This window comes from Burkholderia sp. BDU5 (assembly GCF_001522845.1).
Classification (GTDB): Bacteria; Pseudomonadota; Gammaproteobacteria; order Burkholderiales; family Burkholderiaceae; genus Burkholderia; species Burkholderia mayonis.
Map to the genome: position 1 here is coordinate 17,068 of NZ_LOWC01000045.1, position 20,140 is coordinate 37,207.

The following is a 20,140-nucleotide window of genomic DNA, read 5'->3' on the forward strand; positions in this document are numbered from 1 at the left end:
CCGTCAAACCATCCCATCGTTTCCCGATGGACAATAATTCCCATTTTCCGGCGATCGAAATGGGCTCGGTGAATTCTCTCGCCGCGCCAATCTCTTATTCATAAATTTTCCGCTAGTCCGTAGAATTCAAACAGACTACTCCATCTTATTGAATTTGATCGTGGCGAATACAGCGCCAAGCACACGCTTTTCATTGATCTTCAATTTAACTATGCCCTAGATAAGATTAAGAAGAGTCTCGGCGGCGCATTTCTGGAAGATGTTTAAACTGGTAAATTTCCCTTGCACACCGCGGCATCATCGCCGTCATCAACCGAATTCCCAAAGATATCGCTTTTGAGGCTATGACATCATACGTTACAGATGCGCAATCCGGCTGCAAGTCGATTGAATTATTATTAATTACCGACCTTCATTCGACGAGCCTGCTTCGAGACATAGGTGAATTTGCTATTGAGCTACGTGATTCGGTGCGTGGTGGAGAGGCAAACGGGGAACCCAGCACTGATTCCAACTCATCGTCCACCGACGAAGGAAGGCAGTCCAATAAAACTGGCTTTGACAAGCTCGAGGAATACTTCAAAGAATTCACCGGAGGACGGAAATCATCCAAACCCAAGCGCGCCTACGCCAAATCAAATCATGGCAAGATCGTTGAAGCTCTGCGCAAAGAATTTATCGGCGAAGACAAAATTTACAAATCCCGTGAGATCGACTTGGTAGCTGAGAAAAAGAAGCACGCATTGCTTTTTGAGGTAAAGACCCGCACTGACACTCACAGTATCTATACTGCCATTGGCCAGCTTTCGGTTCACGTTTCTCCGACGAGGCAATTTACAGGAAAGCAAGTAACTCAGATTATCGTTGTGTCTGAGCATCCGATGGAACATATTACTGATGTCACCGCGGATGAGCTTAATTTTCGCTTGGTGACTTACTCGATAGATAAGCAAGGCATGGTCCGTTTTCAGGACTTGCATCTTCTTTGAAGGCGCGAGGTGTGAGTACACCCGCCTTGAACACGAAAATCCTGACACCCCCAGTGAACCCGAGCTGCATCGCAGCTCGGACAGCAAGCCAGCGCTCGCGGTCGATCCCGCCCTCCTACTCGTTCACCATCAGCGATGCCACCGCCCCCCCATCGAGCGATGCCAGTTTCGATGCCGCCGCCCAGAATCCCCCGCTTGCCTTCCCCACCCAAACCCCAGTAGAATCGCGCATTCCGCGGGCGTCGTATAATGGCCATTACCTCAGCTTCCCAAGCTGATGACGTGGGTTCGATTCCCATCGCCCGCTCCACTTTCCCGACCGTGGATGCCATCCGCAGCCGAAGCACGCGAAGCCGCCTCGTCGAAGGCGGCTTTTTCTTATTTCGTACGCAGTACCGGGCGGCCCGTCGATCGCGACGCCGCCCTGCGCGCCGCGGCACCCGGCCCGCCACTCGCCTTTCATTGCCACGATGACTCACGACGATCCGAACGCTCCCGGCGTGCCGCACGACGACGCCAACGACGCCGCCTCCGCACCGGCGACCGACGCCACTCCGGCAGCCGGCGACGACGAATCGAACCCGCTCCATCTTCGCCGTATCCGCAGCTTCGTGACGCGCGCCGGCCGCGTGTCGACCGGCCAGCGCCGCGCGCTCGACGAATTCGGCCCGCGCTTCGTCGTCCCGTACGAGCGTGCACGGCCGGACTGGGACGCGATCTTCGGTCGCCGCGCGCCGCGCGTGCTCGAGATCGGCTTCGGGATGGGCGCATCGACGGCCGAAATCGCCGCGCTTCGCCCGGGCGACGACTTCATCGGCGTCGAGGTGCACGAGCCAGGCGTCGGCGCGCTGCTGAAGCTGATCGGCGAGCGGCAGTTGACGAACATCCGGATCATCCAGCACGACGCGGTCGAGGTGCTCGAGCACATGATCGCGCCGGACGGTCTCGACGGCGTCCACATCTTCTTCCCGGACCCGTGGCACAAGGCGCGCCACCACAAGCGCCGGCTGATCCAGCCGCCGTTCGTCGCGCAGCTCGCGACGCGGCTCAAGCCGGGCGCGTACCTGCATTGCGCAACCGACTGGCAGAACTATGCGGAACAGATGCTCGAGGTGCTCGGCGCCGATCCGACGCTCGAGAACACCGCGAAAGGCTATGCGCCCCGCCCCGACTATCGTCCGGTGACGAAGTTCGAGCGCCGCGGGTTGCGGCTCGGGCACGGCGTGTGGGATCTCGTATTCAAGAAGCGCGCGGACTGACGCGCGGCACCGACCGGCGAATCCGGTCGAACGAAGGTCTGCAGCGGCGAGCGCACCGCCGCCGCATATCGGCTGGTTCAGTGCGAGAACCGCGGCTGCGGCCTCACGTCCACTCGATCCAGCCGCTATAGCCGACGAGCAGCACGAACAGCCCGAACGCGATCCGATACCACGCGAACACGGTGAAATCGTGCGACGCGACGTAGCGCAGCAGCCAGCGCACGCACGCGAACGCGCTGACGAAGGCGGCGGCGAGGCCGATCGAGAAGAGGCCGATCGAATCGGCGTCGAATGCGCGCCAATCCTTTGCTGTCTCGTACAGCGTCGCGCCGAAGATCACCGGGATCGCGAGAAAGAACGAGAATTCGGTCGCGACGCGCCGATCGAGGCCGAACAGTATCCCGCCGATGATCGTCGAGCCGGACCGTGACATCCCCGGAATCAATGCGAAGCACTGCGCGAGGCCGACCTTCAGTGCGTCGAGCGGCGTCAGCGCATCGATCGACTGCACGCGCGCCGGCGCACCCCGCTCGCGCCGCCGCCCCTCGACCCACAGGATCACCACGCCGCCGACGACAAGCGCAACCGCGACGGGCACCGGCGCGAACAGCACCGATTTGATGGTCTTCTCGAACAGCAGCGCGAGCGAGATCGCCGGAAGCGTCGCGATCACGACGTTCATCACGAAGCGCCGCGCTTCGCGCTGGGCGGGCAGGCCGGTCACGACGTCCACGATCCTGCGGCGGTATTCCCAGCACACGGCGAGAATCGCGCCGAACTGGATCACGACGTCGAACGTCTTCGCCTGTTCGGAATGAAAACGCAGGAAGCTGCCCGCGACGATCAAATGGCCGGTGCTCGACACCGGCAGGAATTCAGTCAGCCCCTCAATGATGCCGAGCGCCAGCGCTTTGCAAATCAGTATCCAATCCATCCGTGGCCCGCTTCCGAAGTGAGTCAACCGAGGCCACGGAACCGCCGCGGCCGCTCCGGCCGCGCGCGGCGCGACGTCACTTTTCGACGATCGCCACGCGTATGCCGTTTGTAAGAATTGTGATTGTACCGGGTTCGTAATTCACGCCGGCAAATTGCAGCTGTTCCGGCTTGAACGTATAGATCGGATAATTGGTCAGCAATTGAGTCGCGAGGAGGCCCGCCGCCGCACCGATCTGCTGCGTATACGTCTGCGCGTCGCCGTCGACGTTCACGCTGTCGACGGCGGGCGCCTTCAGCACGACCGAGCGGCTCGGCGCGTCGTACGCGAGCTGGCCCGACACTGTGAACTTGCCGTTGACCGGCTCGCGCAGGAACGGGCTCTCGAAGCGCGCGTCGAGGCGCACTGCGACCCGGTTCTGGTCGGGCAGCAGTCCGACCGCCGGATTCGCGAGCGCGACGTCGACTACCTGCGCGACCGTCTTCCGATACGGGAACTTGCGAGCGACCGCGCGTTGCACGTCACCTTGCGAGAACGTGTAGTGATCAGGGATGAACGGGAACGTCGACGCGCACGCGGCAAGCGACACGGTGACGCCCGCGGCCGCACACACGGCGATCAGGAAGCGGCGCCGGCCCGGCGCGCTCGTCTGGGTCATGCTGAATCTATATGAACGCGTCCCGTTTGCAACAGTTTTCGTGTGGTCAGACTTGACAGGATGGGCTGCAGCTCTATATTCGGCCTTGTTGCAGCCGATACTGCCCGCTGCGGACCCCTATGAAATACGCTGACTCGCACCTCATTCTCCTGGCGAGCTCGAAGCTCTACACGGCATGCAGGTTTAGCGAGTCCCGGTCCTACCTGGCTTGTCATCACACTCGATTACTGCGCAACCTTTCGACGTTCACCCTGTGTTAAGCGTTGAACTTCTACCTCGCGTGAGCCGTTCAAGCCGGCTTCACGCTTACGTAGTCCTTCCGGTACGGCCTGTCATGGGCGAGCACCGCCCAGATCGTCCGTGCCATCTTGTTCTCCTGCTGGGGCGAGCGGCGCCGCAGGCCGCGTCTCGGCTTCGAGCCGTGCAAGCCAGGCGAGCGCGTCGGCGCGCGTCGCGCCGCACATCTCGTCGCTCGGCCGCAGGCCCGAGCAGCACGCGGGCCGCCCCGGGCGGCCGAAAATCGCGCAGCGCTCGCCGTCGACGAGCTGCGCGCAGCGCACGCCGGCCGGCTTGCCGTTCGGCATGCCGGGAATCGGGCTCGAGATCGACGGCGCGATGCAGCACGCGCCGCAGCCTTCGCGACACGCGTGCGCGGACGTCTTCCGCGAACTCACGACAACTTCGCCAATCATCACATCAAATACCCCAAAAGCCACGACAACCGCCGCAAACGCCGAACGGCAAGCCGGCCGGCGGCGCGCGGAATCCGTATTGTGCCATCGGCCGCTGCGACGTTATTACACAATTCAATGAAACCGCCGATTTATATACTGAACGGCGTCACAGAGCACGATTCGAGCTTCCAGCATGACGCAGCCGATCCCGTCCGAAGCGCTGTTTCGCCCTGACCTGCTTGCCAAGTACACGGCGAACGGCCCTCGTTATACGTCCTACCCCACCGCTCCGCAGTTCAGCGTAGATTTCGATCCCGCCGACTACATCCGCGCGGCCGCCGATCCGGGCGCGTCGGCGAGCGACCTGTCGCTCTATTTTCATATCCCGTTTTGCGCGACCACGTGCTTCTACTGCGGCTGCAACAAGATCGCGACCCGCAACCGCAAGCGCGCGCGCCCCTATCTCGACCAGTTGAAGCACGAGATCGCGCTGCAGGCGGCGCTCTTCGATCCCGAGCGCACCGTCACGCAACTCCACTGGGGCGGCGGCACGCCGACCTTCCTGTCGGACGCCGAAACCACCGAGCTGATGGCGGCGACTCGCGAATACTTCACGCTCGCGTCAGACCGTGCTGGCGAGTTCTCGATCGAGATCGACCCGCGCACTGCGTCGCCCGCGACGCTCGTCCATCTGCGCACGATCGGCTTCAACCGCGTGAGCCTTGGCGTGCAGGATTTCGATCTCGACGTGCAGCGCGCGATCAACCGCGTGCAGCCGCTCAAGATGACGTCCGACCTCGTCCGCGCGGCCCGCGCGACCGGCTACCACTCGATCAGCATCGACCTCATCTACGGACTGCCGCACCAGACCGTGTCGAGCTTCGCGCGCACGCTCGACGCGATCGCCGAGCTCGAGCCCGACCGGCTGTCGGTGTTCGGCTACGCGCATATGCCGCATCTGTTCAAGATGCAGCGCCAGATCGACGACACCGCGCTGCCGCCGCCCGCGACACGGATCGCGCTCCTCGGTCTCGCGATCGAGCGGCTCACCCGCGCGGGCTACGTGTACATCGGAATGGACCACTTTGCGCGGCCGGGCGACGAACTCGTGCGCGCGCAGCGCAACGGCACGCTGCAGCGCAACTTCCAGGGCTACAGCACGCGCGCGGACGCCGACCTGATCGGCATCGGCGCGTCGTCGATCGGCAAGGTCGGCGACGTCTACGCGCAAAACGCAAAGGAGCTGCCGCGCTACGGTGCGGCGCTCGCCGAGCAGCGCCTGCCGATCGTGCGAGGCGTGAAGCTGCGCGCCGACGACCGGCTGCGGCGCGACGTAATCACGCACCTGATGTGCAATCTCGTACTGCCGTTCTCGCATTTCGAGGCGGCGTACGGCATCCGCTTCGCGAACAAGTTCGCGCGCGAGCTCGACACGCTGCGCGGCTTCGAGCGCGACGGCCTGCTGTCGATCGGCCGCGATCGTCTGACGCTTCACCCGGCGGGGCGCCTGTATGTGCGCAACATCGCGATGGTGTTCGACGCATACCTGTCGGACGCGCCCGAAACTCGCTATTCGAAGACCGTCTGACCGCGCGCTCAGCCCGCGTTGTTGATACAGTGACGGTTTCATCGCACTCCGTTTCCACGCACGATGCGCACCACGCAAGCGACCCGCGCGGTCGAACGCCTGAAAACCCGCACCGGCAATGCGCAATATGCGGCGGTCGGCATGCCGGGCGGCCTCTTCTACCTCGTCGACCGTTCGAGCGGCGCGGCCGAAAAGCGCTCCAAGCCGTTGCCGCTCGAGGAGTTCGTCGCGTTCGTCGACGAGCTCGGCCCGAAGAAGCCGCGCAAGGTCAGCAAGTTTGACGCCGCACTCGAGCAGCAGATCAAGAACAGCAAGCGCTAGCCGGTTTCGCGCTGCAGTCGCTCCAAAGGCAAGACCGCGGCCCCGTTTGGTACAATTCGGGAGTTTTTCGTCCCCCGCCCGATTGCCGTCCAGGCAGCATGACACCATGAATATCGAAAAAGCACGTTTCAACATGATCGAACAGCAGATCCGTCCTTGGGATGTACTGGATCTGGACGTCCTGGGCCTGCTGTCGGTCGTCAAGCGTGAGAACTTCGTGCCGGCCGCATACCGCGACCTGGCCTTCGCCGACATCGAGCTGCCGCTGCCGAGCGGCCAGAAGATGCTGTTTCCGCGCGTCGAGGCCCGCATCCTGCAGGAACTCGCGGTGAAGAAGCACGAGAACGTGCTCGAGATCGGCGCAGGCTCCGGCTACATGGCGGCGCTCCTTGCCGCGCGCGGCCAGCGCGTGACGACGGTCGAGATCGATCCGGCGCTCGCGAAGTTCGCCGAAGAGAATCTGAAGAAGAACGGCGTGACGAACGTCGAAGTCGCGCTCGGCGACGGTTCGCGCGGCTGGCCTGCGAAGGCGCCGTACGACGTGATCTGCGTGTCGGGCGGCCTGCCCGTCGTTCCGCAAGAGCTGCTCGAGCAACTGAAGGTGGGCGGCCGCCTCGCCGCGTTCGTCGGCGGCCGGCCGGTGATGAAGGCGCAGATCATCACGCGCATCGACGAGAAGCAATACCGCGTCGCCGACGTGTTCGAAACCTACGTCGACCACCTCGTCAACGCGATCGAGCCGTCGCGCTTCAAGTTCTGAGTCGATACATGCCGATGCAAATCCTGACCGCGTCCGCCCTCGCCGAATGGCTGCGCGACCCGGCGCGCCCGGCGCCCGTCGTGCTCGATGTGCGCGAGCCCTGGGAAATCGCGACCGCGAAGATCGACGGCAGCGTGTCGATCCCCATGCAGCAGATTCCCGCGCGCAGCGAGGAGCTCGACGACGAAGCGGAGATCGTCTGCGTGTGCCACCACGGGATGCGCAGCGCGCAAGTCGCGATGTTCCTCGAATCGCGCGGCTTCACGAAGCTCTACAATCTGCAAGGCGGGATCGACGCGTGGTCGCGCGACGTCGATCCGTCGGTGCCGCGCTACTGACCGCGCATCGCGGCGGCGCGCGCAGCGCGCGCCGCTTCGCGTGATCTTCCCGCTCATTTCGCCCTCTCCGCCTACTCCGTTTCCTTCAGCGCTTCCGCAACGATCGAGAACAACTCGACGATCTGCGCCTCCTCGACGATAAGGGGCGGCGAGAACGCGAGGATGTCGCCCGTATAGCGGATCATCGCGCCTTTCTCGAAGCACTTGACGAAGACCTCGTACGCGCGCGCGCCGGGCTGGCCGTCGCGCGGCCTCAGCTCGACGCCGCCGACGAGGCCGAGATTGCGCACGTCGATCACGTGGCGCGCGTCCTTCAGCTTGTGGATCTCGCGCTCGAAGATCGGCCCGATCCGCGTGGCGCGCGTGAGGAGCCCTTCGCGCTCGTAGAGATCGATCGTCGCGACCGCCGCCGCGGCCGCGAGCGGATGCCCCGAATACGTATAGCCGTGGAACAGCTCGATGCCGGCCGGCGCGCCGTTCACGATCGCGTCGTGGATCGCGCCGCTCGCGGCCACCGCCCCCATCGGCACGGCCGCGTTGTTCGTGCCCTTCGCCATCGTCAGCAGGTCGGGCGTCACGCCGAAGAACTGCGACGCGAACGCCGCGCCGAGCCGCCCCCAGCCGGTGATCACTTCGTCGAAGATCAACAGGATGCCGTGCTTGTCGCACAACTCGCGCAGCCGTTCGAGATAGCCTTGCGGCGGAATCAGCACGCCCGTCGAGCCCGCGACCGGCTCGACGATCACCGCGGCGACCGTCGATGCGTCGTGCAGCGCGACGAGCCGCTCCAATTCGTCGGCCAGATGCGCGCCCCACGCGGGCTGCCCCTTCGAGAACGCCGCTTCCTTCAGGTTGAGCGTATGCGGCAGGTGATCGACGGACGGCAGCAGCGCGCCCGAATACGCCTTGCGGTTCGGCGCGATGCCGCCCACCGAAATGCCGCCGAAGCCGACGCCGTGGTAGCCGCGCTCGCGTCCGATGAAGCGCGTGCGCTGCCCTTCGCCGCGCGCGCGGTGATACGCGAGCGCGATCTTGAGCGCGGTATCGACCGCCTCCGATCCGGAGTTCGTGAAGAAGACGTGCTTCAGATCGCCGGGCGTATGGCGCGCGATGCGCGTCGCCGCCTCGAACGCCTTCGGGTGGCCCATCTGGAACGTCGGCGCGAAATCCATCTCCTCGGCCTGCGCCTTCACCGCCGCGACGATCTCGTCGCGCCCGTGTCCCGCGTTCACGCACCAGAGGCCCGCCGTGCCGTCGAGGATGCGGCGGCCATCGTGCGACGTGTAGTACATCCCCTTCGCCGCAACCAGGAGACGCGGCGCCTCCTTGAATTGCCGGTTCGCGGTGAACGGCATCCAGAACGCGGAAAGGTCGGGGGTCTGCGAAACGTGCTCGGCCATGGAGAACTCCTCGGAGATCGATCGAATGATGTTTGGAATACGTCGCGACGCGCGCTGACGAGCGCGTCGCTCGGCCGCCGCATCGAAGGGAAATCGCATTGAGAGTGTAAGCACGCGACTCGCGATGCACAACCATGCAGCATGCGCGTGCGCGGTGCTGCACCGCGACGGACCACGCGATGCGCGATCGCGCGCGTCGCAGGCACCGCGCCGCATCGTCGAAAGCCCCGCCGATGGGCGCGCGAACCCGAAAGGCGCAGCATCTGGCACATGCCTTGCGTATTCGGGTTCGCCGCGTGTCCGCTCCGGTGCGCGCCCACACTCCAACAGGCAAGGGGAACTCGATGAAACGTCGCAGTCTTTTGAAGTTCGGATCGATGGCAGGCGTCATGGCGCTCGCGGGGCAAAGCCCCCTCTCGCGCGCGGCGGATTCGGGCAAAGGCCCGATCAAGGTCGGCATCCTGCATTCGCTGTCGGGCACGATGGCGATCTCCGAAACTTCGCTCAAGGACACCGCGCTGATGACGATCGCCGACATCAACAAGAGCGGCGGCGTGCTCGGGCGGCAGATCCAGCCCGTCGTCGTCGACCCCGCATCGAACTGGCCGCTCTTCGCCGAGAAGGCGCGCCAGCTGCTCACGCAGGACAAGGTCGCGTGCGTGTTCGGCTGCTGGACGTCGGTGTCGCGCAAATCGGTGCTGCCCGTGTTCGAGGAGCTGAACGGCCTGCTCTACTACCCGGTGCAGTACGAAGGCGAAGAGATGTCGCGCAACGTGTTCTACACGGGCGCCGCGCCAAACCAGCAGGCGATTCCGGCCGTCGAATACATGATGAGCGCGGAAGGCGGCGGCGCGAAGCGCTTCTTCCTGCTCGGCACCGATTACGTCTATCCGCGCACGACGAACAAGATCCTGCGCGCGTTCCTGAAATCGAAGGGCGTGAAGGACTCCGATATTCAGGAAGTCTACACACCGTTCGGACACAGCGATTATCAAACGATCGTCGCGAACATCAAGACCTTTGCGCAGGGCGGCAAGACGGCGGTGATCTCGACGATCAACGGCGATTCGAACGTGCCGTTCTACAAGGAGCTCGGCAACCAGGGGCTCAAGGCGACCGACGTGCCCGTCGTCGCGTTCTCGGTCGGCGAGGAAGAGCTGCGCGGGATCGACACGAAACCGCTCGTCGGGCATCTGGCCGCGTGGAATTACTTCATGTCGGTGAAGGGGCCGGCGAACACGAAGTTCAAGGAGCAGTTCGCCGCGTGGGTGAAGTCGCAGAACCTGCCGGGCGGCGCGAAGCGCGTGACCAACGATCCGATGGAAGCGACCTTCGTCGGCATCCATATGTGGAAGCAGGCAGTCGAGAAGGCGAAGAGCACCGACGTCGACAAGGTGCGCGTCGCGATGATCGGCCAGAGCGTCGCGGCGCCGTCGGGCTTCACGCTGACGATGGACGGCAACCACCACCTGCACAAGCCGGTGATGATCGGCGAGATCCGCGGCGACGGTCAGTTCAACGTCGTCTGGAAGACGAAGACGGCGATCCGCGCGCAACCGTGGAGTCCGTTCATCGCAGGCAACCAGGGCAAGCCCGATGTGGTCGGCTCGATTCCCGAGTTCCTGCGCCGCCGTCGCGCGGCGCTCGCCTGACGCCTCCGCAAGCGCCGCGCAAACGCGCGGCGCCGCCATCGCGCGCGGCCGCGCCGCGCGTTTTCTCTCCATTCGCGAGGACATACCGATGCCCACGCCTTTGAGCCGCGCCGCCCGTGCGTTCGCGGCGCTCGCCGTCTGCGCGGCATTCGCGCTCGGCGCGCCCCGCGCGGCGTTCGCGGTCACGGCCGCCGACGTCGCCGCGCTCGCCGGCGACGATTTCGACGCGAAGACCGCCGCGATCGACCGTCTCGCCGCCGAGCGCGACACCGCCGCCGTCGCGCTCTTGAACGCGCTCGCGAACGGCGACGCGCTCGCGACCGACGCGGGACGCATCCTGATCCAGAGCGGCGACACCGCGCACGACGCGCTGACGAACGCGCCGGCGCAGGCGGGCGACGCGCAGCCCGTGATGCTCAACAACCTGCTGCGCACGAAGATCGCGAACGCGCTGTCCGGGCTCGACCTCGCGTCGTCCGATCTCGCGACGCGGCGCAACGCGATCGACGCGCTGCTGAAGCGCACCGATGCATCACTGAAGCCGATGATCGACGCGGCGCGCGCGAAGGAAACCGACCCGACGCTCAAGCGCCGCCTCGATGCGCTGTGGGCGATCGCCGCGCTGCACGACGCCGATCCGGCGAAGCGCCTCGAAGCGGTGCAGCTCGTCGCCGCGCGCAACGACCTCGACATGATCGAGCAGTTGCGTCCGCTCGTCGCGAAAAACGCCGACGGCAGCTACGCGGAGCCCGATGCGCGCGTGCGCGACGCCGCGCTGCAAGGGCTCGACGCGCTGCACGCGATCCAGCGCCGCGGCGAGATCGTGGGCACGCTGTTCGCGGGGCTGTCGCTCGGCAGCGTGCTGTTGCTCGCCGCGCTCGGCCTCGCGATCACCTACGGTCTCATCGGCGTCATCAACATGGCGCACGGCGAATTCCTGATGATCGGCGCATACGCGACCTACGTCGTGCAGACGCTCGTGCAGCGCTACGCGCCGGGCGCGTTCGACTGGTATCCGCTCGCCGCGATTCCCGCGTCGTTTCTCGCGGCGGCCGCAGTCGGCATCGTGCTCGAGCGCACGGTGCTCAAGCACTTGTACGGCCGTCCGCTCGAGACGCTGCTCGCAACCTTCGGCGTGAGTCTCATCCTGATCCAGGCGACGCGGATGATCTTCGGCGCGCAGAACGTGCAGGTCGTGAATCCTTCGTGGATGAGCGGCGGCGTGACCGTGATGCAGAACCTGATCCTGCCGTACAACCGGCTCGCGATTCTCGCGTTCGCGCTCGCCGTGGTCGGCGTCGCATGGGCGGTGCTGACGAAGACGCGCCTCGGCCTCTTCGTGCGCGCGGTCACGCAGAACCGCCGGATGGCCGCGTGCGTCGGCGTGAAAACGGCGCGCGTCGATTCGTATGCGTTCGCGTTCGGCGCGGGCATTGCAGGGCTCGGCGGCTGCGCGCTGTCGCAGATCGGCAACGTCGGCCCGGATCTCGGCCAGAGCTACATCATCGATTCGTTCATGGCGGTCGTGCTCGGCGGCGTCGGGCAGATCGCGGGCACGGTGCTCGGCGGCTTCGGCCTCGGGCTCGTCAGCAAGGCGATCGAGCCGTTCTGGGGCGCCGTGCTCGCGAAGATCGCGGTGCTCGTGATGATCGTGCTGTTCATCCAGAAACGCCCACAAGGGATGTTCGCCCTGAAGGGCCGCAGCGCGGAGGCGTGACATGACTTCGACGATCCACTCTCTTCCCGTCGCACAGGTCGCCGCCTCGGCTGCGCCGGCAACGCCCGCCGCGTCGCGCTTCGCGCTCGGCATGCCGCCGCGCCCCGCGCTGCTGTCGCGGCGCGCGTGGCTCGCGCTCGTCGCGCTGTGCATCGCGGTCGGTGTCGGCGTGCCGCTCGCCGCGCTCGTCGCCCCCGAATCGAGCGCATTTCATCTGTCATCCTATGCAATGACGCTCGCGGGCAAGCTGATGTGCTACGCGATCGCGGCGCTCGCGCTCGATCTCGTCTGGGGCTACTGCGGCATTCTGAGCCTTGGGCACGGCCTCTTCTTCGCGCTCGGCGGCTATGCGATCGGCATGTACCTGATGCGCGCGATCGGCCGCGACGGCAAGTACGGCAGCGACCTGCCCGACTTCATGGTGTTCCTCGACTGGCACCAGCTGCCGTGGTACTGGAGCGGCACCGGGCATCTCGCGTACGCGCTCGCGCTCGTCGTGCTCGTGCCCGCCGTCGTCGCGTGGGTGTTCGGCTTCTTCACGTTCCGCTCGCGCGTGAAAGGCGTGTATCTGTCGATCATCACGCAGGCGGCGACGTTCGCCGCGATGCTGCTCTTCTATCGCAACGAGACGGGCTTCGGCGGCAACAACGGCTTCACCGACTTCAAGCGCATCGCCGGCTTCGCGATCACGTCGCCCGGCACGCGCACGGTGCTGTTCCTGATGACCTTCGCGACGCTCGTCGCGTCGTTCGTCGCCGCGCGCGCGATCGTCACGAGCAAGCTCGGCCGCGTCGTCACCGCGATCCGCGACGGCGAGACGCGCGTCATGTTTCTCGGCTACAGCCCGCTCGCGTACAAGCTGTTCGTGTGGGTCGTGTCGGCCGTGCTGTGCGGGATCGCGGGCGCGCTGTACGTGCCGCAGGTCGGCATCATCAACCCGAGCGAGATGTCGCCCGGCAACTCGATCGAGATGGCGATCTGGGCCGCGGTGGGCGGCCGCGGCACGCTGATCGGCCCGATCGTCGGCGCATTCGCCGTCAACGGCGCGAAGAGCGTGTTCACCGCGTACTTCGCCGAATACTGGCTGTTCTTCCTCGGCCTCATCTTCGTGCTCGTGCCGCTCGTGCTGCCGCGCGGCATCATGGGCCTCGTCGAAACCGTCATACGCAAGGGAACGCCACGATGAACGAGAACGCGATGATTCCCGATCTCGCGCAGCCGGACGGCGTCGATCTGCGCGCGGTTAGCGGCACGGCTCAGATGTCGCACGTCGTCGCGCCCGGCGCGATCGATACCTCGCACGGCACGATCCTCTATCTCGAGGATGTCGAAGTAAGCTTCGACGGCTTTCGTGCGCTGAAGAAGCTGTCGCTCGCGATCGACGCAGGCGAGCTGCGCTGCGTGATCGGTCCGAACGGCGCCGGCAAGACGACGATGATGGACGTGATCACCGGCAAGACGCGTCCCGACTCGGGCAAGGTGTTCCTCGGGCAGACACTCGACCTTTCGCGGATGAGCGAGCCGGAGATCGCGCGCACGGGCATCGGCCGCAAGTTCCAGAAGCCGACCGTGTTCGAGCAGCATCCGGTATGGGAGAACCTCGAGCTCGCGATGGCGACCGACAAGCGCTGGTTCGCGTCGCTGCGCGCGCGGCTCGATCGCGCGGCGCAAGCGCGGATCGAAGAGACGCTCGCGCTGATCCGGCTCGAAGACAGCGCGTACCGGCTCGCGGGCGAGCTGTCGCACGGGCAGAAGCAGCGGCTCGAGATCGGCATGCTGCTGATGCAGCGCCCCGCGCTCCTGCTGCTCGACGAGCCCGCGGCCGGCATGACCGATCACGAGACGATGGCGCTCGCGGAGCTGTTGAACACGCTGCGCGGCACGTGCTCGATGATGGTCGTCGAGCACGACATGGAGTTCGTCGCGGCGCTCGCGGGCGACACGGGCCGCGTGACCGTGATGGCGGAAGGCGCGGTGCTCGCGCAAGGCACGCTCGATCACGTGAAGCGCGACGAAGCGGTGATCGAGTCTTATCTCGGACGATGATGCGATGCTGACGATCGAATCGCTGAACCAGTACTACGGCGGCAGCCACATCCTGCGCGACGTGACCCTCGCCGCCGACGACGGCAAGCTGACCGTGCTGCTCGGACGCAACGGCGTCGGCAAGACGACGCTGTTGCGCTGCCTGATGGGCGTCGTGCCCGCGAAGAGCGGCGACGTCGCTTGGCGCGGCAAGCCGCTCGGCGCGCTGCCGCCCTACGCGCGCGTCGCCGCGGGCCTCGCGTACGTGCCGCAGGGCCGCGACATCTTTCCGCGACTCACGGTCGAGGAGAACCTGCTCGTCGGGGCGGCGAGCCGCAAGGCGCCGTCGAAAGTGCCCGACCGGATCTACGCGCTCTTCCCGGTGCTGAAGGACATGCGCGCGCGACGCGGCGGCGACTTGTCGGGCGGCCAGCAACAGCAGCTCGCGATCGGCCGCGCGCTGATGAGCGAGCCGCAGCTTCTGATCCTCGACGAGCCGACGGAAGGCATCCAGCCGTCGATCATCCAGGACATCGGCCGCACGCTGCGGCAGCTCGTCGACGAAACGAGAATGACGGTGCTGCTCGTCGAACAGTATTACGATTTCGCGCGCTCGATCGCCGATCGCTACTGGGTGATGAGCCGCGGCGAGATCGTCGCGGGCGGCGCGGGCAGCGAGATGGATGCGGATGGCGTGCGCGAGCGGATCGCGGTCTGAACAAGACGATTCGTATCGGACGACGTACTGAATACCCTAAACGTACTGAACATTCCGCACGCGCCGAACGATTTCCGCGAGCGGCCGGCGCGCGTCGAAGCCGGCCACTCGCGCGCCGTCCCCCGCTCGCAGAAGCGAGCCGGTATCCTGTAGCATTAGCGCGCCCGCTTTTCCGATTCGACCGATGTCCGCCCACGAACCCCACGCTTCGCTCGTCCGCCCCGCCGCCAAGGCGTGGCACGCCCGCCTCGAACTCGGCTTCGAGCGGCAGCGGACGGGACGCACCGCGCTCGTCCATCGCCGGCACGTCGGGCCGCTGCGCGTGCAGCGCGCGCTCTATCCGGAAGGCGACGCGATCTGCCACGCGGTGATCGTCCATCCGCCGGGCGGCGTCGCGGGCGGCGACCGGCTCGAGATCGACGTGAAGCTCGCCGCCGATACGCACGCGGTGCTGACGACGCCTGGCGCGACGAAGTGGTACAAATCGAACGGGCTCGACGCGCGGCAGCGAATCGACATCGGCGTCGGCGCGCACGCGAAGCTCGATTGGCTGCCGCAGAACAATCTGTTCTTCGACGCCGCGCAGGCATCGCTCGAATTCGTGCTGAAGCTCGGCGACGGCGCGAGCGTGCTTGGCTGGGACGCGACGCAGCTCGGCCGCCAGGCGGCGGGCGAAGCGTGGTCGACGGGCAGCGTCGCGTCGTTCTCGAAGATCGTCGGTCCGTCGGGGCGGCCGCTGTGGGTCGAGCGCGCGCGCCTCGATGCGGCCGATACGCTGCGCGCCGCGCCGCAGGGGCTCGGCGGCTTTCCCGTCTACGGCACGCTCTGGGCGCTCGGCGCCGCATGCACCGACGCGCTCACCGAATCGATCGCGCCCGCCCTGCCGTTCGACGATGCGCTGCGCGCAGGCGTCACCTGCGTCGCGCCCGGCGTGATGCTGATTCGCGCCCTTGCACATTCGATGGAGGCGCTGCAGCGGCTCTTCATCTCGCAATGGCTCGCGCTGCGCCCGATCGTCCACGGCGTCGATGCGATGCCGCTGCGCCTTTGGCAGACCTGAACACCGCACGTTCCTGACGCACGCCTTTCAGAAAAACGTGCCATCACGGTGCGCGACGCACCGTCGCGCAGCACGAACGCGCGCGGAAAACGCATGGCACGTGCCTTGCTGGCTCATTCCCGAAGGCTTCACCGCGCGCGCACGTTCGCAGTGCTACGATGACTTCGCGACCGCCGCGACGCGCGCCGCCCGAATATTACGTTTTCCAAAATGTTTCTTTCATGAAACTGACTCCCCGAGAAAAAGACAAACTGTTGATCTTCACGGCGGCGCTCCTCGCCGAACGCCGCCGAGCCCGCGGGCTCAAGCTCAACTATCCAGAAACGGTGGCGTTCATCACGGCCGCGCTGATGGAAGCGGCGCGCGACGGCAAGACGGTCGCCGAAGTGATGCACTACGGCACGACGCTTCTGACACGCGACGACGTGATGGAAGGCGTACCCGAGATGATTCCCGACATCCAGGTCGAAGCGACGTTTCCCGACGGCACGAAGCTCGTCACCGTCCATCACCCGATTCCATGAAGGCGCGTCATGATTCACTGCTTGGTTCATTCCCTCCCGCATTCCGCCGACGGAAGCCGCGCCCTTCGCACGCTTTGCCGGGAGGGCGCATGATCCCCGGCGAACTCCTGACCGACGACGGCGAGCACGCGTTGAACGTCGGCCGCAAGACGATCGAGCTCATCGTCGCGAACACGGGCGATCGCCCGGTGCAGGTCGGCTCGCACTATCACTTCCACGAAGTCAACGATGCGCTGTCGTTCGATCGCGCAGCCGCGCGCGGCTTTCGGCTGAACGTCGCGGCCGGCACCGCGGTGCGCTTCGAGCCGGGCCAGGCGCGCACGGTCGAGCTCGTCGAGCTCGAAGGCGCGCGCGTCGTCTATGGCTTCCAGGGCAAGGTGATGGGACCGCTCTGAGCGCCCGCCCCGACGCGACTCGCTGATACGCCCCCCCGCACGGGCATTCGAAGGATTCGACGATATGACATTACGTTTGAGCCGCCGCGCGTACGCGGAAATGTACGGGCCGACGACGGGCGACCGCATTCGGCTCGCGGATACCGAGCTGCTGATCGAAGTCGAGCGCGACTGCACGGTCTACGGAGAAGAAGTGAAGTTCGGCGGCGGCAAGGTAATCCGCGACGGCATGGGCCAGTCGCAACTGCCCGCGGCCGACGTCGCCGACACCGTGATCACGAACGCGGTGATCCTCGATCACTGGGGGATCGTGAAGGCGGACATCGCGATCAAGCACGGCCGCATCGCGGCGATCGGCAAGGCGGGCAATCCGGACATCCAGCCGGGCGTCACGATCGCGATCGGTGCGGCGACCGAGATCATCGCGGGCGAAGGCTTGATCGTGACGGCGGGCGGCATCGACACGCACATCCATTTCATCAGCCCGCAGCAGATCGACGAGGCGCTCGCGTCCGGCGTGACGACGATGCTCGGCGGCGGCACGGGCCCCGCGACCGGCACCAACGCGACGACCTGCACGCCGGGGCCGTGGCACATGGAGCGGATGCTGCAGGCGGCCGACGGCTGGCCGATCAATCTCGGCTTTCTCGGCAAAGGCAACGCGAGCCGGCCGCAGCCGCTCGTCGAGCAGATCGAGGCCGGCGCGATCGGCCTCAAGCTGCACGAAGACTGGGGCACGACGCCCGCCGCGATCGACAACTGCCTCGCGGTCGCGGACGACACCGACACGCAGGTCGCGATCCACACCGATACGCTGAACGAAGGCGGTTTCGTCGAAGCGACGGTGGCCGCGTTCAAGGGCCGCACGATCCATACGTACCACACCGAAGGCGCGGGCGGCGGCCACGCACCCGACATCCTGAAGGTGTGCGGCGAGCCGAACGTGCTGCCGTCGTCGACGAATCCGACGCGCCCTTACACGATCAACACGCTCGACGAACATCTCGACATGCTGATGGTGTGCCATCACCTCGATCCGTCGATCGCCGAGGATCTTGCGTTCGCCGAATCGCGGATCCGCCGCGAGACGATCGCGGCCGAGGACATCCTGCACGATCTCGGCGCGCTGTCGATGCTGTCGTCCGATTCGCAGGCGATGGGCCGCGTCGGCGAAGTGATCATCCGCACGTGGCAGACCGCGCACAAGATGAAGGTGCAGCGCGGCGCGCTCGCCGAGGACAGCGCGCGCAACGACAACTTCCGTGCGAAGCGTTACGTCGCGAAATACACGATCAACCCGGCGCTCACGCACGGCATCGCACGCGAAGTCGGGTCGATCGAGCCGGGCAAGTGGGCGGACCTCGTGCTGTGGGAACCCGCGTTCTTCGGGATCAAACCCGCGATGATCATCAAGGGCGGCATGATCGCGGTCGCGCAGATGGGCGATCCGAACGCGTCGATTCCGACGCCGCAGCCCGTCCATTACCGTGAGATGTTCGCGACGCGCGGCGGCGCGCTCGCGCGCACGTCGCTCACGTTCGTATCGCAACGCGCGCTCGACGCAGGCATCGGCGAACGCTATGGGCTCGCGAAGCGGCTCGTGCCGGTGCGCGGCTGCCGCACGGTGACGAAGCACGACATGGTTCACAACGCATGGCGTCCCGCAATCAGCGTCGATCCCGAGACCTACGATGTCGTCGCCGACGGCACGCTGCTCACTTGCGAGCCCGCGGCCGTGCTGCCGATGGCGCAACGCTATTTCCTGTTCTGAAGTCCTGAAGAATCATCATGCGCACGATCGATAAACGCATCGCCCCGCACGTAAAGCTCGCCGCGACGCTCGTCGCGCGCGCGCCGACGCTCACGCTCGCCTACGACGCACGCTGCAAGAGCCGGCTCGCCGCGACGCTCGACACGGGCGAGGAAGTCGCGCTCGTGCTGCCGCGCGGCACGGTGCTCGCCGACGGCGACGTGCTCGTCGCAGACGACGGCGCGCTCGTTCGCGTCGCCGCGGCTGCCGAAGCCGTGCTGCTCGTGCGCGCGCCCGACGCGCTCACGCTCACGCGCGCCGCGTATCACCTCGGCAACCGGCATACGCCGGTCGAGATCGGCTCGGACTACCTGAAGCTCGAATACGACCCCGTGCTCGCCGACATGCTGGCACGGCTCGGCGCGGCGATCGAGCGCGCGAACGCGCCGTTCCATCCGGAGGCCGGCGCGTACGGCGGCGGACATCGGCACGGCCACGACGCGACGTTCGCCGAGGATTATGCACTCGCGCAGCAAGTGTTCGACGAGCACCACGGCCACTCGCACTCGCACTCGCACTCGCACTCGCACTCGCACTCGCACGATCACGATCACGATCACGATCACGATCACGATCACGATCATCAGCATGGTCCGTCCTGCTCGCACGGTCATCGCCATGGACACCGCTGAGCTCGTCGCGCTGCTGCACCTCGCGTCGCCGGCGCTGCCGATCGGCGCGTTCAGCTATTCGCAGGGACTCGAAGCCGCGCTCGACGCGCCGCTGATCCGCGACGCCGACGGCGCCCGCGACTGGATCACGAGCGGCCTGACCGACGTGCTCGCACACGGCGAGCTGCCGTTCCTCGCGCATCAGCTCGCGCGCTGGCATGCGCACGACGCGGTCGCGCTCGCCGACGCGAACGAAGAATTCGTCGCGAGCCGCGAATCGTCCGAGCTGCGCCGCGAAACCGAGCAGATGGGCTGGTCGCTCGCGCAGTTGTGCGCGTCGCTCGAATGGGGCGACGCCGCGCGCCGCGCGACGCTCGCATCGATCTCGCCGATCGCGCTGCCGACCGCGTTCGCGTTCGCCGCCGCCGCACACGGCGCGACGCCCGACGCGACGCTCGCCGCGTACGCGTTCGGCTGGGTCGAAAACCAGACGGCCGCCGCGATCAAGGCGGTGCCGCTCGGTCAGCTGGCCGGCCAGAAGATCATCGTCGCGCTGCGCGAGCCGATTCGCGCGGCGGTGCGCCGCGCGCTCGCGACGCCGCCCGACGCGATCAACACGTTCGCACCGCAGCTCGGCATCCTGTCCGCGCGGCACGAGTCGCAGTATTCGCGTCTGTTCCGCTCGTAAGCATCCCCAAGCATTCCTG

At 66.1% G+C, this 20,140-nt stretch carries 20 protein-coding genes, 1 tRNA gene and 2 pseudogenes; 18 read left to right on the forward strand and 5 right to left on the reverse strand.

Features of this window, described 5'->3' with window-relative positions; all coding sequences use genetic code 11:
- Positions 1-344 precede the first annotated feature (344 nt).
- The 3 genes from WS69_RS33120 (at position 345) to trmB (ending at position 2,248) form a co-directional block, all read left to right on the forward strand.
- On the forward strand, positions 345-989 hold the full coding sequence (locus tag WS69_RS33120; protein ID WP_156438029.1) for a hypothetical protein: 645 nt from the start codon (positions 345-347) through the stop codon (positions 987-989).
- 235 nt (positions 990-1,224) lie between these two features.
- A tRNA-Gly gene (locus WS69_RS08410) sits at positions 1,225-1,299 on the forward strand.
- 160 nt (positions 1,300-1,459) lie between these two features.
- The gene (gene trmB / locus WS69_RS08415) at positions 1,460-2,248 is read left to right on the forward strand and encodes a tRNA (guanosine(46)-N7)-methyltransferase TrmB (RefSeq protein ID WP_059470330.1); all 789 of its coding nucleotides are present in this window, start codon (positions 1,460-1,462) and stop codon (positions 2,246-2,248) included.
- A gap of 103 nt (positions 2,249-2,351) precedes the next feature.
- On the opposite strand, the gene WS69_RS08420 is transcribed toward trmB, so the two are convergent.
- The 4 genes and pseudogenes from WS69_RS08420 to WS69_RS35635 all read right to left on the reverse strand — a co-directional run.
- On the reverse strand, positions 2,352-3,182 hold the full coding sequence (locus WS69_RS08420) for an undecaprenyl-diphosphate phosphatase (RefSeq protein ID WP_059470331.1): 831 nt from the start codon (positions 3,180-3,182) through the stop codon (positions 2,352-2,354).
- 76 nt (positions 3,183-3,258) lie between these two features.
- The gene (locus WS69_RS08425) at positions 3,259-3,840 is read right to left on the reverse strand and encodes a DUF1439 domain-containing protein (RefSeq protein WP_059470332.1); all 582 of its coding nucleotides are present in this window, start codon (positions 3,838-3,840) and stop codon (positions 3,259-3,261) included.
- A 371-nt stretch (positions 3,841-4,211) separates the two neighbouring features.
- A pseudogene (locus WS69_RS08430) lies at positions 4,212-4,532 on the reverse strand (YkgJ family cysteine cluster protein); the annotation flags it as partial.
- A 59-nt stretch (positions 4,533-4,591) separates the two neighbouring features.
- Positions 4,592-4,663: pseudogene (locus WS69_RS35635) on the reverse strand (coproporphyrinogen III oxidase); the annotation flags it as partial.
- Positions 4,664-4,707: 44 nt separating this feature from the next.
- Between WS69_RS35635 and hemN the strand changes: the two are divergent.
- The 4 genes from hemN (at position 4,708) to WS69_RS08450 (ending at position 7,521) form a co-directional block, all read left to right on the forward strand.
- Positions 4,708-6,102, forward strand: a complete 1,395-nt coding sequence (gene hemN, locus WS69_RS08435) for an oxygen-independent coproporphyrinogen III oxidase (RefSeq protein WP_059470334.1) — start codon at positions 4,708-4,710, stop codon at positions 6,100-6,102.
- Positions 6,103-6,165: 63 nt separating this feature from the next.
- Positions 6,166-6,423 (forward strand): hypothetical protein, encoded by a 258-nt coding sequence (locus WS69_RS08440; protein WP_059470335.1) that lies wholly within the window; start codon positions 6,166-6,168, stop codon positions 6,421-6,423.
- A 106-nt stretch (positions 6,424-6,529) separates the two neighbouring features.
- A complete protein-coding gene (locus tag WS69_RS08445) occupies positions 6,530-7,183 on the forward strand; it encodes a protein-L-isoaspartate O-methyltransferase family protein (RefSeq protein WP_059470336.1) in 654 nt (217 codons plus the stop codon).
- A gap of 14 nt (positions 7,184-7,197) precedes the next feature.
- Positions 7,198-7,521 carry a rhodanese-like domain-containing protein gene (locus WS69_RS08450; RefSeq protein WP_059470448.1) on the forward strand — a complete coding sequence of 108 codons (324 nt, stop codon included), beginning with the start codon at positions 7,198-7,200 and terminating at the stop codon, positions 7,519-7,521.
- A gap of 71 nt (positions 7,522-7,592) precedes the next feature.
- On the opposite strand, the gene WS69_RS08455 is transcribed toward WS69_RS08450, so the two are convergent.
- Positions 7,593-8,921, reverse strand: a complete 1,329-nt coding sequence (locus WS69_RS08455; RefSeq protein ID WP_059470337.1) for an aspartate aminotransferase family protein — start codon at positions 8,919-8,921, stop codon at positions 7,593-7,595.
- Between the two features lie 344 nt (positions 8,922-9,265).
- Between WS69_RS08455 and urtA the strand changes: the two genes are divergently transcribed.
- From urtA to WS69_RS08510, 11 genes are all read left to right on the forward strand, one after another.
- Positions 9,266-10,573, forward strand: a complete 1,308-nt coding sequence (urtA, locus tag WS69_RS08460; RefSeq protein WP_059470338.1) for an urea ABC transporter substrate-binding protein — start codon at positions 9,266-9,268, stop codon at positions 10,571-10,573.
- Between the two features lie 88 nt (positions 10,574-10,661).
- Positions 10,662-12,290 (forward strand): urea ABC transporter permease subunit UrtB, encoded by a 1,629-nt coding sequence (gene urtB / locus WS69_RS08465; RefSeq protein WP_059470339.1) that lies wholly within the window; start codon positions 10,662-10,664, stop codon positions 12,288-12,290.
- A 1-nt stretch (position 12,291) separates the two neighbouring features.
- Positions 12,292-13,476 (forward strand): urea ABC transporter permease subunit UrtC, encoded by a 1,185-nt coding sequence (gene urtC, locus WS69_RS08470; RefSeq protein ID WP_059470340.1) that lies wholly within the window; start codon positions 12,292-12,294, stop codon positions 13,474-13,476.
- Positions 13,473-14,336: an urea ABC transporter ATP-binding protein UrtD gene (urtD, locus tag WS69_RS08475; protein ID WP_059470341.1), complete on the forward strand. Its 864-nt coding sequence runs from the start codon at positions 13,473-13,475 to the stop codon at positions 14,334-14,336. Before urtC ends, urtD begins: the two co-directional genes overlap by 4 nt.
- A 4-nt stretch (positions 14,337-14,340) precedes the next feature.
- Positions 14,341-15,033 carry an urea ABC transporter ATP-binding subunit UrtE gene (gene urtE / locus WS69_RS08480; protein ID WP_059470342.1) on the forward strand — a complete coding sequence of 231 codons (693 nt, stop codon included), beginning with the start codon at positions 14,341-14,343 and terminating at the stop codon, positions 15,031-15,033.
- Positions 15,034-15,217: 184 nt separating this feature from the next.
- The gene (locus WS69_RS08485) at positions 15,218-16,093 is read left to right on the forward strand and encodes an urease accessory protein UreD (protein WP_059470343.1); all 876 of its coding nucleotides are present in this window, start codon (positions 15,218-15,220) and stop codon (positions 16,091-16,093) included.
- 221 nt (positions 16,094-16,314) lie between these two features.
- Positions 16,315-16,617 carry an urease subunit gamma gene (gene ureA, locus WS69_RS08490; RefSeq protein WP_059470344.1) on the forward strand — a complete coding sequence of 101 codons (303 nt, stop codon included), beginning with the start codon at positions 16,315-16,317 and terminating at the stop codon, positions 16,615-16,617.
- Between the two features lie 89 nt (positions 16,618-16,706).
- On the forward strand, positions 16,707-17,012 hold the full coding sequence (locus WS69_RS08495; protein WP_059470345.1) for an urease subunit beta: 306 nt from the start codon (positions 16,707-16,709) through the stop codon (positions 17,010-17,012).
- A gap of 64 nt (positions 17,013-17,076) precedes the next feature.
- Positions 17,077-18,783, forward strand: a complete 1,707-nt coding sequence (gene ureC, locus WS69_RS08500; RefSeq protein WP_059470346.1) for an urease subunit alpha — start codon at positions 17,077-17,079, stop codon at positions 18,781-18,783.
- 17 nt (positions 18,784-18,800) lie between these two features.
- Positions 18,801-19,454 (forward strand): urease accessory protein UreE, encoded by a 654-nt coding sequence (gene ureE / locus WS69_RS08505; RefSeq protein ID WP_059470347.1) that lies wholly within the window; start codon positions 18,801-18,803, stop codon positions 19,452-19,454.
- Entirely contained in the window at positions 19,441-20,121 is a 681-nt protein-coding gene (locus WS69_RS08510; protein WP_059470348.1) for an urease accessory protein UreF, read from the forward strand. The genes ureE and WS69_RS08510 overlap by 14 nt, the downstream gene beginning before the upstream one ends.
- Positions 20,122-20,140: the final 19 nt, after the last annotated feature.